Source organism: Rhodanobacter sp. OK091, assembly GCF_900142825.1.
In the GTDB taxonomy this organism is placed as follows: Bacteria; Pseudomonadota; Gammaproteobacteria; order Xanthomonadales; family Rhodanobacteraceae; genus Rhodanobacter.
The window spans coordinates 172,492-187,024 of sequence record NZ_FRCH01000004.1; the positions used below are offsets into that span (position 1 = coordinate 172,492).

At 66.3% G+C, this 14,533-nt stretch carries 9 protein-coding genes; 5 read left to right on the forward strand and 4 right to left on the reverse strand.

Translation table 11 applies throughout. From position 1 onward, the window contains the following. Window positions 1–63: 63 nt before the first annotated feature. A complete protein-coding gene (locus BUA26_RS17290) occupies window positions 64–3,711 on the forward strand; it encodes a hybrid sensor histidine kinase/response regulator (RefSeq protein ID WP_072762129.1) in 3,648 nt (1,215 codons plus the stop codon). 142 nt (window positions 3,712–3,853) lie between these two features. After that, complete coding sequence (locus tag BUA26_RS17295) at window positions 3,854–7,423, forward strand: hybrid sensor histidine kinase/response regulator (RefSeq protein ID WP_072762254.1); 3,570 nt, start codon at window positions 3,854–3,856, stop codon at window positions 7,421–7,423. A 1-nt stretch (window position 7,424) separates the two neighbouring features. Here BUA26_RS17295 and BUA26_RS17300 read toward each other — a convergent pair whose 3' ends face one another. Together BUA26_RS17300 and BUA26_RS17305 are read right to left on the reverse strand one after the other, a co-directional pair. Further along, the gene (locus tag BUA26_RS17300) at window positions 7,425–7,847 is read right to left on the reverse strand and encodes a DNA polymerase III subunit chi (RefSeq protein WP_072762130.1); all 423 of its coding nucleotides are present in this window, start codon (window positions 7,845–7,847) and stop codon (window positions 7,425–7,427) included. A gap of 77 nt (window positions 7,848–7,924) precedes the next feature. After that, on the reverse strand, window positions 7,925–9,409 hold the full coding sequence (locus BUA26_RS17305; protein ID WP_072762131.1) for a leucyl aminopeptidase: 1,485 nt from the start codon (window positions 9,407–9,409) through the stop codon (window positions 7,925–7,927). Between the two features lie 99 nt (window positions 9,410–9,508). On the opposite strand from BUA26_RS17305, the gene lptF reads away from it, so the two are divergent. The 3 genes from lptF to ltaE all read left to right on the forward strand — a co-directional run bounded on the left by lptF (window position 9,509) and on the right by ltaE (window position 12,819). Further along, window positions 9,509–10,624, forward strand: coding sequence for an LPS export ABC transporter permease LptF (lptF, locus tag BUA26_RS17310; protein WP_072762132.1), 1,116 nt, complete (start codon window positions 9,509–9,511; stop codon window positions 10,622–10,624). Further along, window positions 10,621–11,721 carry an LPS export ABC transporter permease LptG gene (gene lptG, locus BUA26_RS17315; protein ID WP_072762133.1) on the forward strand — a complete coding sequence of 367 codons (1,101 nt, stop codon included), beginning with the start codon at window positions 10,621–10,623 and terminating at the stop codon, window positions 11,719–11,721. Before lptF ends, lptG begins: the two co-directional genes overlap by 4 nt. A gap of 78 nt (window positions 11,722–11,799) precedes the next feature. After that, window positions 11,800–12,819 carry a low-specificity L-threonine aldolase gene (gene ltaE / locus BUA26_RS17320; RefSeq protein WP_072762134.1) on the forward strand — a complete coding sequence of 340 codons (1,020 nt, stop codon included), beginning with the start codon at window positions 11,800–11,802 and terminating at the stop codon, window positions 12,817–12,819. Between the two features lie 11 nt (window positions 12,820–12,830). Here the strand turns inward: ltaE and BUA26_RS17325 are convergent, their stop codons facing one another. Next, a complete protein-coding gene (locus BUA26_RS17325; protein ID WP_072762135.1) occupies window positions 12,831–13,835 on the reverse strand; it encodes a bile acid:sodium symporter family protein in 1,005 nt (334 codons plus the stop codon). Window positions 13,836–13,844: 9 nt separating this feature from the next. Next, a complete protein-coding gene (locus BUA26_RS17330) occupies window positions 13,845–14,465 on the reverse strand; it encodes a DedA family protein (RefSeq protein ID WP_072762136.1) in 621 nt (206 codons plus the stop codon). Window positions 14,466–14,533 lie beyond the last annotated feature (68 nt).

The window sequence follows — 14,533 nt, forward strand, 5'->3', positions numbered from 1 at the left end:
GACAGCGGTTCGTGGGGAAGCTGGATGGGGAGCGGTTTCAGGTGGTCGGCATGGCTGTTGGGCATGGCTCTGGTCGTGCTCGCGCTCGCGCCGGATACCCGGGCTGCGCCGGTGGTGCGCGGCGCACAGATGCCCGGTCCGCTGCCGACGCCGCAGTTCCGGCGCTACGAGACGACGGATGGTTTGCCCAGCGGGGCGATCTACGCCGTGGCACAGGACCACAACGGCTTGATGTGGTTTGGTTCGGCCGGTGGTCTGGTACGTTTCGACGGGGTCGGCTTCAAGGTGTTCCGGCATGCGACGGATGATCCGAACTCCTTGCCTGCCAACCCCACGTATTCGCTTCTGATCGATCGCGACAACCGGGTCTGGACCGGCGGCATTTCGACCGGCCTGATTGCCTATGACCAGAAGAGTGGGCGCTTCCGGCAGTGGACCCATGACGACAAGCAGGCGGCCAGCCTTGCCAGCGACGAAGTCTGGGGCATGGCGCAGACGGCCGACGGCAGCTTGTGGGTGGCCACCGAAAGCGGCCTTGATCGCATGCGACCGGATGGAAGCGGGTTCGACCACGTGCCGCTGGATGTTGGTGGGAAACGCTCCGCCTCGTTCGGCCAGACGCGGGCGCTGTTTGCCGGGGCCGATGGTCGCCTGTGGATCGGCGCGGAAAGTGGCTTGTACCTGCGCGAGCCCGACGGCGCTACGCATCAGGTGCCGGTGGATCCCTCGTTTCGCGGCGACCTGAGCAAGACCTGGCGCATCGACGGTGGGCACGGCGAGATCAGGGTGTCGCTGACCGGCGGTCTGCTGATCATCGGCGCCGATGGCGTGGCGCGACCGCTGGCGAGCCGGCAGCTCTCATCGCAACGGATCATGAGCAGTACCCGTGACGCATCGGGGCGGTTGTGGATCGGGACGGCCGATGGCGTGCTGCTGGGCCGCGCCGATATGGGCCTCGCCGATGTGGATCAGGGCGATGGACAGCTGCAGCGGATCGCCGGTCAACCGCTGCTGTCGGGTGGGTTGCCGGGCAACAAGACATGGCAGACCGCGCTCGATGGCGAAGGCGGGCTATGGATTACCTTCGAGCAGTCCAGCATCGCCTACCTGCCGCCGGGATGGAGCGGGTTCTCCCGCTTCACCCACATTCCGGACGATCCCGGCAGCCTGACCGGTATTGCGGCGTCGACGATTCTCATGGGTCGCGACGGCAAGTTGTGGCTGGGTGGCAACGATGGCTGGATCGACAAGCTGGATGCGGCTACCGGCCGGGTGCAGCATGTCGTGCAGGGCGTACAAGGGCAGGTCGTGTCACTGGCAGAGGATTCGCGGGGTCGCCTGTGGATCGACAACCCGCCGCAACTCAACTTGTTTGATCAGAGCCGGTTTGATCAGGGCAGGCTTGATCAGAGCCGGCTCGAGCAGGGCATGCTCAATCGGGGCAAGCTCACTTCGATCGATCTCGGCCATGCTCGGGTGACGCGGCCGGTGTTGCTTTGTGCCGGTGACGATGGACGGATATATATCGCTTCATGGAACGAAGGTGTATTCGTCGTCGACCCCGACAGCCTGGCGATTGCGCCGGTGGCGATGGAGCAGGGCGGCGACGGCATTTTGCGTCCCGATCAACTCACCTTCCATGCCGGCGGCCTCTGGTATGCGAGCGAGGGCGGCTTGTTGCACCGGGACGACAAGGACGGGAAGCTGCTTTTCGTACAAGGCGTGCCGCGACAGGAGATCGTTGCTTTCGCCTTCGATGCGACGGGCTTCTGGCTGGCCACCAATGGCTCGGCGCTCGAACACTATCGGTATGCCGACGGGCGTGCGGTGCGCGATGACAGCGTCGACCTCAGTCACGAGCAGCTCAAATCCGATCTGCGCGACTTGCGGGTGGATAGTCGGGGCCGGTTATGGGTGTTTGCCAATCCGGGCCTATGGCAGTTCGATCAGCACACGCGCCGCTTCCAGTCGTTTGGCCCTGCGCATGGTCTGTCGAATGCAAATTTCGACGGAGCCGCGACCGCCATGGCGCCCAGCGGAATGATGTTTGCCACCAGCAGCGGCGGCGTCGTGGCGTTCCAGCCCGAACGGTTGCTGCAAACCGAGAAGGCCGGCTCGTTACCGGCGTTGTCGCTGGCGTATCTCAGCGTGCAGCGTGCCGGCGAAGTGCGCGCCATCGCCCTCGACAGCAAGGTAGTGCAGCTGGGCTGGCGCGATCGTGATCTGCGCGTGGGTGTACGGCTCGCTTCGTTCATCAATCCCGCGGCCAACCGCTACCGCTTTCGATTGAACGGATTCGACAGCGGCTGGGTCGATGCGGGCAACCGCGGTGAGCGGGACTTTGCGGGACTTGCCGCGGGCGACTATGCGCTAGAAGTCCAGGCAGCCGGCGCAGATGATCGCTGGGTCGGGCTGGCCACACCGATCAGCATCCATGTGCAGGCCCCGCCTTGGGTACGCTGGTGGGCGTGGATCATCTATGCGCTGTTGTTTGCTGCCGTGGTGGGTCTGATCCTGCGCCATTGGCGCCGACGCTTGGCGCAGCGGCATCACATGCAAATGGTCGAACAGCAGCGGCAGATGGCCGAAGCGGCGAGCGCGGCGAAGACGCAGTTCCTGGCCACGCTGAGCCACGAGATCCGCACGCCGATGACCGGCGTGATGGGCATGGCCGAGCTGTTGCTGAGCACGCCGCTGAGTCCGCTGCAGCACGACTACACCCAGGCCATGCAGCGCTCCGGTGGCATGCTGCTGAAGTTGCTCAACGACGCGCTGGACCTGGCCCGCATCGAGGCCGGCAAGCTGGAACTGGAGCCGGCCGTGTTCGATCCGCGCCAGCTGCTCGACGACGTGACGCAGCTGGAGCAGGGGCTGGCCCATGCCAAGGGCATCCGCTTCGTACTGGACGTGGCGGACGACTTGCCCAGACACCTGCTGGGCGATGCGTTGCGGATCAAGCAAGTGTTGTTGAACCTGGCGAACAACGCCTTGAAGTTCACCGAGCACGGCCACGTCACCTTGCGCGCGCAGCGCACTCCCGACGGCTTGCTGTTCAGCGTGAGCGATACCGGTCCGGGCATTCCCGAAGCCAGCCAGGCGCGCCTGTTCGAGCGCTTCGAGCAGGCGGACGGTCCGCAGCGTCGTGCCGGCAGCGGACTGGGTCTGGCGATCTGCCGCGAGCTGGTCGACATGATGGGCGGCAGCATCGAGCTGGAATCGCGTCTCGCGCACGGCAGCACGTTCCGGGTGCGGCTGCCGCTGGCCGAACCGGCGACGGCTGCGCCGCCGCCCTCGACAGACGCCACCACGGACCGGCGCTACCGGCTGCTGCTGGTGGAGGACGACACCATCGTGGCGGCGGTGATCCGCGGCCTGCTCGAACGCGAAGGCCACCGCGTGGTGCACGTCACCAACGGGCTGGCGGCGCTGGCCGAGCTGGCGCAGGCGAGCTTCGAGGCGGTGCTGCTGGATCTGGATCTGCCTGGTGTCGATGGCTTCCAGATCGCGCGGCTGATCCGGCAGCGCGAACAGGCCGGCACACACCTGCCGATCATCGCGGTGACCGCGCGCTCGGGCAGCGAGGACGAGACACGCGCCCGGGCCGCGGGAATGGACGACTTCCTGCGCAAGCCGCTCAGTGGCGAGCAGCTGAGCGCGGCACTGGCGCGAAACGTGAGCAACGACGAATCACCGGTGGACAATTGCGCGTGAAGGCATGGTGGCTGCGCCGCGCTCGCGCCAAGACAGGGGTTTTGGCATCATCAACCCCGTCGGGACAGCCACCGGCACCGTCTACGCGATTGCGCAGGATCACGACGGGTCGGAGACGGAGAGCTCGGGGGGAGCGCAGCGGATGTTTTCAGCAGTATGGCTGAGTGTGGCCCTGGGCCTGACCGCTCCGGCATCGGCTGCATCCGTGTCGCCGCCGGCTGTCACCACCTCGTCCGCCAGCCTGTTGCCGACGCCGCAATTCCGACGTTACGGCACGGCCGACGGCCTGCCCAGCAGTACCGTCTATGCGGTCGCGCAGGATCGCGATGGGGCAATGTGGTTCGGCACCAAGGGCGGCATCGCCCGCTACGACGGCGTCGACTTCAAGGTGCTTCGCCACTCCGCCGATGATCCTGGCTCGCTGTACGAAAACGGCATCGCCTCATTGCTGTTCGATCGCGATGGCCGGCTCTGGGCGACCGGGCTGGAAGCCGGGCTGAATCGTTACGACCCGGCTACGGGCAACTTCACGCATTGGGCGCACGATGCGAAGGATCCGTCCAGCCTGAGCAGCGACAAAGTCTGGACGATCGCACAGAGCGCCGACGGCAGCGTGTGGGTCGGCACGGTCAAGGGGCTGGATCGCATGCGGCCGGACGGTGGCAGCTTCGACCATGTGGCCAATGAATTGCTGGGCAGCGATCCGGCCGCGTTCGGCCTGGTCGCCGCGTTGTATGTCGATGCCCGACAGCAGCTGTGGATCGGCAGCGGTCGTGGCGTGTTCCGCCGCGACCGCGACGGCCACATGCATCGCGTGTCGCAGCTGGGCACGTCCGTGCCGATCGACTCCTGGTACATCAACGGCAATGGCGACGAGGTGCGCATCGCCACCACCAGCGGCTTGTTGCTGGTGGGCAAGGACGACGTGGCGCGTCCGCTCGCCGCGGCCGGGCTTCCACAGGGCAACATATTCAGCAGTGTCCGCGACGCCGCCGGCCGGCTGTGGGTCGGCACGCAGCATGGCCTGTATCTGCAGAATCAGCCGGACGCCCCGCTGCTGGCGGTGACCAACCAGCCGGTGCTGAACGGCAACCTGCCCGGCACCTGGATATGGTCGATGCTGACCGATCACGAGGGCGGTCTGTGGGTGACTCTGCTGGATGGCGGCGTGGCCTATCTGGCACCGACCTGGGACGACACCAGCCGTTTCACGCATATTCCCGATGACCCGGCCAGCCTGCGCGACTCGATCGTCACGGCGATGGCGCGTGGCCGCGACGGGCGGGTCTGGGTCGGCGAGCGCGATGGCCGTATCGACAAGCTCGACCCGCGTACCGGCAAGGTCGAGCACGTGCTGTCCGGTCTGCGCGGCGACGTATTGGGAATGACCCAGGACGAGCACGAGCGACTGTGGATCGCCGTGCGAGGCGCACTCTATCGTTACACCAACGGCAAGCCGCCGGAGCAGGCCGATCCGAATAACCAGCAGTTGAAACATCCGCTGGAAGTGGAACTGGGGCCTGACGGCCAGATGTATGCACGCAGCTTCGGCGAGGGCGTATTCCGGGTCGATCAGGACACGCTCGCGGTCACCCGGGTACCGATGGAACAGCCCAATCAGCGAGTGCTGTGGGGTAACCAGCTGACCCTGCACGGCGGCGTCTTCTGGTATGCCAACGATGGCGGCATGTTGCGCATGAACGCGCAGCATGATCGCTTCGAGGCGGTCCCCGGCGTGCTCAACGACCGTACCGTGAATGCTTTCGATTTCGCGCCCGACGGGCTGTGGATGGTGCGCTCCGACGGACTGGAGCATTACCGCTATCGCGGCGACGGCCTGGTGCTCGATCGCACGGTCGATGCGGCAGCTGGCTGGCCGTCGATCAACGTGGTCGACGTGCAGGTGGACGCGCTGCAACGGGTGTGGCTGCTCGGCCGCGACGGGCTGTGGCGGTTCGATCCGGAGCATGGCCGGTTCCAGTCGTTCGGCTTGCAGAATGGCCTGGCCAACGGCGAGTTTTCGCGCGGTTATGCCTTGATGCCCGATGGCAACCTGTATGCGCCCACGCTCGGGGGCGTGGTGGGCTTCAATCCGGACCGGATACGCGATCACTCCATCATGTCGCCGCTGGCGATCACCCAGATCAGTGTGCGCCGCCACGGCCGATTGCAGACGCTGCCGTTCGGACAAGAGGCGGTCCGGCTGGACTGGAAGGATCGCGGCTTCAATGTGGCGGCGCGGCTGTTTTCGTATGTCGATCCGGCCGCCAATCGCTACCGTTTCAAGTTGCGCGGTTTCGATACGGCATGGGTGGCCACCGGCAATCATGGCGAGCGCGAATTCGCCGGACTGAGTGCGGGCAGCTACACGCTGGAAGTGCAGGCAGCCGGCGCCAATGGCCGGTGGGTGAGTCTGCCGCAGCCGTTGGAGATCGAGGTGGAGGCGCCGCCGTGGACGCGCTGGTGGGCATGGCTGGGTTATGTATTGCTGCTGCTTGCGGCGGTATGGCTCGGCCTCGGAATCTGGCGCCGCCGGCTGGCGCGACGCCACCATGTGGAGATGGTCGAACAGCAGCGGCAGATGGCCGAAGCGGCGAGCGCGGCGAAGACGCAGTTCCTGGCCACGCTGAGCCATGAGATCCGCACGCCGATGACCGGCGTGATGGGCATGGCTGAGCTGTTGCTGAGCACGCCGCTGAGTCCGCTGCAGCACGACTACACCCAGGCCATGCAGCGCTCCGGCGGCATGCTGCTGAAGTTGCTCAATGACGCGCTGGACCTGGCCCGCATCGAGGCCGGCAAGCTGGAGCTGGAGCCGGCCGTGTTCGATCCGCGCCAGCTGCTCGACGACGTGACGCAGCTGGAGCAAGGCCTGGCCCATGCCAAGGGCATCCGCTTCGTGCTGGACGTGGCGGACGACCTGCCCAGACACCTGCTGGGCGATGCGTTGCGGATCAAGCAAGTGTTGTTGAACCTGGCGAACAACGCCTTGAAGTTCACCGAGCACGGCCACGTCACCTTGCGCGCGCAGCGCACTCCCGACGGCTTGCTGTTCAGCGTGAGCGATACCGGTCCGGGCATTCCCGAGGCCAGCCAGGCGCGCCTGTTCGAGCGCTTCGAGCAGGCGGACGGTCCGCAGCGTCGCGCCGGCAGCGGACTGGGTCTGGCGATCTGCCGCGAGCTGGTCGACATGATGGGCGGCAGCATCGAGCTGGAATCGCGTCTCGCGCACGGCAGCACGTTCCGGGTGCGGCTGCCGCTGGCCGAACCGGCGACGGCTGCGCCGCCGCCCTCGACAGACGCCACCACGGACCGGCGCTACCGGCTGCTGCTGGTGGAGGACGACACCATCGTGGCGGCGGTGATCCGCGGCCTGCTCGAACGCGAAGGCCACCGCGTGGTGCACGTCACCAACGGGCTGGCGGCGCTGGCCGAACTGGCGCAGGCGAGTTTCGAGGCGGTACTGCTGGATCTGGATCTGCCTGGTGTCGATGGCTTCCAGATCGCGCGGCTGATCCGGCAGCGCGAACAGGCCGGCACACACCTGCCGATCATCGCGGTGACCGCGCGCTCGGGCAGCGAGGACGAGACACGCGCCCGGGCCGCGGGAATGGACGACTTCCTGCGCAAGCCGCTCAGCGGCGAGCAACTGAGTGCGGCGCTGGCGCGACTGCAGTCGGCCGCCTCGTCGCCGGTGACCGATCCGGTCTGAGTTACATGTCGTTCTTGTGTAGCTCGAAACCGAGCCGCTGGTACTCGCGCCAGCGCAGGCGTGAGCCGTCGCGTTCGGCCGGGTCGGCCGCGACCACTTCCAGCACGCGCTGATAGCGACCTGCAGGGCAGGTCTCGCGCAGGTTGATCAGCAGCGGGCGGTCGGTCGTGTCGATGCCCGGCGGCACGATCAGCACGGCGGTCGCCGCATCGTCGTCGTCACCGGCCAGCTGGTGTGGAATCATCACGTCTTCGTCGAACGCCCACAGCAGCTCGTCGATCGCTTCGGCCTGGGCGTAGTCGCGGGTCAGGATCAGGGTCGGCTGCTGCGCCGCGAACGCCTTCTTCGTCAGCTCGCAGACCAGCAGCAGCGGCTCCTCGCGAAAGCGTGGCTTGTCGATCAGGTAGAAGTCGGCTCGGGGCATAGGGCAAGGAGCGAGTGGAGAGGAGTGAGAAACGAGTGTAGCGGCTCGATGCTTACTCGCTTCTCACTCCTCTCGACTCACTGCTGATTTATGAGCCACTGCGCCAGCAACGCGACCGGCCGGCCGGTGGCCAGGCCCTTGCGGCCTTCATCCCAGGCGGTGCCTGCGATGTCCAGATGCGCCCAGCGCTGGCCTTCGGTGAAGCGCGACAGGAAGCAGGCGGCAGTGATCGCGCCGGCGCTCTTGCCGCCGATGTTGGCGACGTCGGCGAAACCGGATTCGAGTTGCGCCTGATAGTCGTCCCACAACGGCAGGCGCCAGGCGCGATCGAGCGTCTCTTCGCCGGCGGCGAGCAGTTCGGCGGCGAGGTCGTCGTGCTTGCTCATCAGGGCGGTGGCATGTTTGCCCAGCGCGATCACGCAGGCGCCGGTGAGCGTGGCGGCGTCGATCAGCGCCCGCGGCTGGAAAGTCTGCGCGGTCCAGGTTAGCGCGTCGCACAGGATCAGCCGGCCTTCGGCATCGGTGTTGAGCACCTCGATGGTGAGGCCCGAAAGGCTGGTCAGCACGTCGCTGGGACGGTAGCTGTCGCCGTCGGGCATGTTCTCCACGCTCGGCACCACGCAGACCAGGTTGAGCCTGAGGCCCATCTTCACGGCGGCGACGAATGCGCCAAGCACGCCGGCCGCGCCGCCCATGTCGAACTTCATCTCCTCCATGCCGGCGCCGGGCTTCAGGCTGATGCCGCCGGAGTCGAAGGTGACGCCCTTGCCGACGAATGCGTACGGCTTGTCGCCGTCGTTGCCGCCCTTGTACTCGAGCGCAATCAGCCGCGGCTTGTTGATCGAGCCGCGCGCCACGGCAAGCAGCGAACCGAAGCCGAGCTTCTCCATCGCGACTTCATCGAGCACGCTGCAGCTAACCTTGTCCTGCGCGTCGGCGAAGGCCTGCGCCTGCGCCGCGATATAGGCCGGGTTGCAGATGTTCGGCGGCAGGTTGGCCAGTTCGCGGGCGAAGCGCACGCCCTCGGCAATGGCTACGGCCTGGTCGAGGCCGGCCTGCGCGTCGGCTCCAGAGGCGAAGGTGAGCGCGGCCAACTCCGGCTGCTTGCTCTTGTCGCGTGGCTTGAACGTGGCGGTGTAGCGATAAGCGGCGTAGTCGCTGGCCAGTGCGGCGATCCGCACGCGCCACGCGCTGTCGCGACCCGGCACATCCACTTCGGTCAGATAAGACACCGCATCGGCCACAGGCAGGCGGCCCAGCGCGCGTGCCGCTTCGATGTTCACCTTCTGGAAACGTGCCGCATCAAACGATTTCTGGGTGCCCAGGCCCACCACCAGCACGCGTTTGGCGGTGACCCCGGCAGGCGCAAAGAGCAGCGTGCTGCTGCCGGCCTTGCCGCTGATGTCGCCGCTCTCCACCTGGTGCTTGATCAGTCCGCCGGCCGCGCTGTCCAGTTGTGCCGCGGCACTGGTCAGCATGCCGTGTTCGTACACGCCTACCAGCACGCAGGCGGTATCGACGGTTTCAGGAGCGGCAGTGCCGAGGCTGAACTGGAGTGTCATCGGGGTAATTCCTGTATGGGCCCGGCAGCGGCCGGACAGGCTAGACTTGCGGTTTGCCGGCCCGACCGGGTGCGGTGGGTAAGCGGACAAGTTTATCGCATGCTGAGCATTCTCGACCGCTATTTCCTGCGCGAGCTGGCGCAGACCGTGGCCGCCACTGTGGTGGTCTTGCTGGTGATCGTGGCTGGCAGCGCGTTTGCCAAGGTGCTGCAGCAGGTCGCCAACGGCAGTTTTCCGGCCAGTGTGATGTTCCAGGTGCTGGGTCTGCGCACGCTGGACGGATTGACCAACATGATGCCGCTGGCCAGCTTCATCGGCGTGCTGATGGGGCTGGGCCGGATGTATCGCGAGAGCGAGATGCACGTGCTGGCCTCCTCCGGCATGGGGCCGCGCGGCCTGCTGCGGCCGGTGCTGATCCTGGGCGTGGTGCTGGTGTCGATCACCGCGCTGGTATCGCTGTGGCTGGGGCCGTGGGCCGTGCGCACCAGCGACGCGATGGTGGCCGCGGCGAACCGTTCGGTGATCGCCGCCGGTCTGGATGCGGGTCGTTTCACCAACCTGCCGGGCAAGGGCGGCATCATCTTCGTCGACAGCCTGAGCCGCGATGGCAGCAAGCTGGGTCGCACGTTTGTCGCCACCCAGAGCGAAGACAAGAAAGGGCCGCCGCATCTGAAAGTCGTCAACGCGACCAATGGCGAGCTATATCAGGAGAGCAATGGCGACGGCCGTTTCATCGCGTTCAAGAACGGCTGGCAATACGAAATTCCGCTGGGCACCGACAATTGGCGGCAGATGCGGTACGAGCGCAACGACACCTCGCTCTCCAGCGTGCAGGCCGACGACGATGACGACCCGGCGCATTCCAAGGGCAGCTGGACCCTGGCCCAGTCGAACGATCCGGATGATCAGGCCGAGTTTGCCTGGCGCGCGAATGCGCCGCCGCTGACCCTGGTGTTGCTGCTGCTGGCATTGCCGCTGTCGCGGCAGAGTCCGCGCGAGCCGAAGTACGGTCGCCTGCTGCTGGCGGTCGTCAGCTTCTATCTTTATTACCTGCTGCTGGCGCTCGGCCGCGCGCAAATCGGCAAGGGCCACTGGCACAGCGAAGCGCCGTTGTGGGCGCTGCATGCGCTGGTGCTGGCGATGGCCGGCTGGATGCTGTGGAAGCAGTACTCCCCGCGCAAGGTGCGGCAGCCGAAAGCGGGCGCGTGGATATGAGCGTGTTCAACATCAAGCGGGTCGACCGGCTGGTGGCGATGAGCGTGCTCGGTTCGCTGCTGATGGTATGGCTGGTGCTGACCGGCTTCGATGCGGTGACCCAATTCCTGCGCCAGCTCGGCAGCGTCGGCAAGCATGGCTACACGCTGAGCAATGCGGTCGTCTATGTGCTGGTGACGTTTCCGCGCCGCGCCTACGAGATGTTCGGCAATGCCGCGTTGATCGGCGGCCTGCTCGGCCTGGGCGGCCTGGCCGGCACCGGCGAACTGACCGCGCTGCGCGCGGCCGGGATGTCGCGGCTGCGCATCGCGGGATCGGCGGTCGGCGTGGTGGCGGTGTTGATCGTCGGCGTGGTGATCCTCGGCGAGACGGCGGCACCCTGGGGCGATCAGCAGGCGCAGACGATGCAGCTGCGGATGAAATCTGCCGACCTCGGCATGGGCACCAACAGCGGCTTGTGGGCGCGCGACGGCAACAGCTTCATCAACGCCCGCGGCACGTCGCTGAAACGGCATGATGGCCTGAGCACGGTGCAGTTGAGCGACGTGCGTGTGTTCACCTTCACCGACGATGGCCAGCTCAGTCGCTTCGAATGGGCGAAGACCGCCGAACACGACGGCCGGCAATGGATCTTGCGAGACGTACGCAGCACCACGCTCGATGTGCAGGGCACGCATACCACTCTCCTGGCCAGCCAGCCCTGGCAGTCCAGTCTCAATCCGCAGGTGCTGGCGCAGTCGGTGATCCAGCCGCAATACCTTTCCATGCGCGACCTGCGCCGCAACATGCATTATCTGGAAAGCAACGGCGAAAGCCCCGGCAGTTACGCGGTGGCTTTCTGGGGCCGAGCGCTATATCCGCTCAACGTGCTGGTGCTGGTGTTGTGCGCGATGCCGTTCGCGTTCGGCACGCTGCGCTCCGGTGGCCTGGGCAAGCGCATGTTCATCGGCATGCTGCTGGCGATCGGCTGGTATTTCCTGCAGCAGGCGATGGTGAATTTCGGTACGGTCTACGGCATGCCGCCGCTGCTGGCCAATCTGCTGCCGGCCTCGATACTGGCGCTGGCGGCGTGGCTGTATTTCCGACGAAGCGCCTGAGCGAGACGGCCGGTGCGACATCGGCCGGCCGCCGCCATATCGAGGCACCGGGTTCAGACAGAGACTAAAGGATCGGCAATGCACGTGATTGATCTGCGCAGCGACACGGTAACCCGGCCCACCACGGCGATGCGCGCGGCGATGCTGGCGGCGGAGGTGGGCGACGACGTCTACGGCGAAGATCCCACGGTCAACGCGTTGCAGCAGCGACTGGCCGACGAGCTCGGTTTCGACGCCGGGCTGTTCGTGCCCAGCGGCACCCAGTCCAACCTGCTGGCGCTGCTGGCGCATTGCGAACGCGGCGACGAATACCTGGTCGGCATGGACGCGCACACCTACAAGTTCGAGGGTGGCGGTGCGGCGGTGCTCGGCTCGATCCAGCCGCAACCCATCGTGCATGCCGCCGACGGCACGCTGCCGCTGCAAAGCATCGAGGCGGCGATCAAGCCGGTCGATCCGCACTTCGCGCGAACCCGCGTACTGGCGCTGGAAAATACCTGGCACGGCCGCACGCTGCCGTTGGATTACCTCTCCGCCGCGCACGACGTGGCACGTTCGCACGGGCTGGGCCTGCACCTGGACGGCGCCCGCCTGTACAACGCCGCGGTGGCGTGCGGTGTGCCGGCGCGCGAGATTGCACGGCATTTCGACACGGTGTCGATATGCTTGTCGAAGGGACTCGGGGCGCCGGTGGGTTCGGTGCTGGTCGGTTCGCACGCGTTGATCGACAAGGCACGCCGCTGGCGCAAGGTCGCCGGCGGTGGCTGGCGCCAGGCCGGCATCCTCGCGGCGGCCGGTCTGTATGCGCTGGATCATCACGTGGCGCGGCTGGCGGACGACCATCATCGCGCGGAATATCTGGCGGGCCGCCTGCGCGAGATTGCCGGCATCGACCTGCTTGGCCAATACACCAACATGGTCTTCATCGACGTGCCGGCCGAACGCCTGCGCGATCTGGACGTCCATCTGCGCGAGGCCGGCATCCGCATCAGCATCGGCTACCTGCCCACACTGCGGCTGGTAACGCATCTGGACATCGGCGACGACGATATCGAACGCACGGTCCAGGCATTCGCCGCCTTCTTCGGCCGCGGCTGAGCGGAGCCTGCTCAATCGGCTTCGCGACTGTCCTGCGCGATGGGATGATCGCCTTGCGCGGCATAGCGCCGCGCCACTACCGCGCACACCATCAGTTGCAACTGATGGAAGATCATCAGCGGCAATACCAGCGCGCCCAGGCCGCCGAGCTGGCCGGCGAACAGGATCCTGGCCATCGGAATGCCGCTGGCCATGCTCTTCTTCGAGCCGCAGAACACGATGGCGATTTCATCTTTGCGGCGAAAACCGAGCTGGCGTGCGCTCCAGCGTATCGTCGTCATCACCAGTGCCAGCAGCAGTGCGCACACCGCCAGCGTGCACAACAACGCTGAAACCGGTGTGTTGCGCCACAGCCCTTCGACCACCGCCGCGCTGAATGCGGTGTAGACCACCAGCAAGATGGTGCCCTGATCGGTGAATCCCAGCAGCGGCTTGTGCCGGTCCACAAAGCCGCCGATCCAGCGCCGCGCGAGATGGCCCAGCACGAACGGCAGCAGCAACTGCAGCACGATATCCAGCACGCCCCGCCACGATGTGCCGATTTCGCCATGGCTGGCCAGCAGCGCGCCCACCAGCAAGGGTGTCAGCACGATGCCGATCAGGTTCGACATCGAGGCGCTGACCACCGCGGCCGACACATTGCCACCGGCGATCGAAGTGAACGCGATCGACGACTGCACCGTCGATGGCAGCGCGCAGACGAACAGCACGCCGAGATAAAGCTCAGGCGTCAGCAACGCGTGCCCGATGGGTTGCAGCGCCAACCCGAACAGCGGAAACAGCACGAAGGTGCTGGCCAATACGGTCAGGTGCAGCCGCCAGTGCGCGATGCCCTGCACGATCGCCGCGCGCGGCAGCTTGGCGCCGTGCAGGAAGAACAGCAGCGCGATCGCGGCGTCGGTGATCCAGTCGAATACCCGCGCCGCCTCGCCGCGACACGGCAACAGCGAGGCCAGTATCACGGTGGCGAGCAGGGTGAGGGTGAAATTGTCCGGGCGAAAGCGCTGCAACGACATGCGGGTAACTCAATCCTGCTCGCAGCGCGCGCGGCGCCGATGCCGCCACCACAACACCAGCAGGGTCAGCGAAAGGACGCCGACGAGCGCCCACAGGCTGCTCTGGCCGCGCTGGATCCACATCACCAGCCACTCGTGGTTGTCCGCGCCGAAGTAACCCAGATACACCCAGAACGGCACGCTGATCAGCGCGGCCAGGGTGTCGATCAACAGGAAGCGCAGGAACGACACGCGATGGGTGGTGCCGGCGGTGAGGTAGATCGTGGTACGCATGCCGGGCAGGAAGCGCGCGAAGAACAGCATGCGGTTGCCGTACCGGGCGAATTTTTCCTGCACCATGGCATAGCGCGAAGGGGTCAGCACGCGCGCCACGAAGCGCCACTGCAGGATGCGCGCACCGTAATGATGGCCAAGCAGGAAGATGCCGGCGTCGCCCAGCAGCACGCCGAACATCGCCAGTGCGAACATCGCATGCACGTTCGCGTAGCCGAGTCCGGCGATCACGCCGCCGGCGACCAGGGTGATGTCCTCCGGCAACGGCAGGCCGGCGCCGCAGATCATCAGCGCGATGAACACCGCGATGTAGCCGTTCTCGGCGAAGATCGTGATCAGATGCTGCAGCAGATCCATCTATGTCCATGCCTCATGTGCGGAGTTCCCTGCGTCGGCCGCGAAGTGTGACGGCCGACGATTCGCCG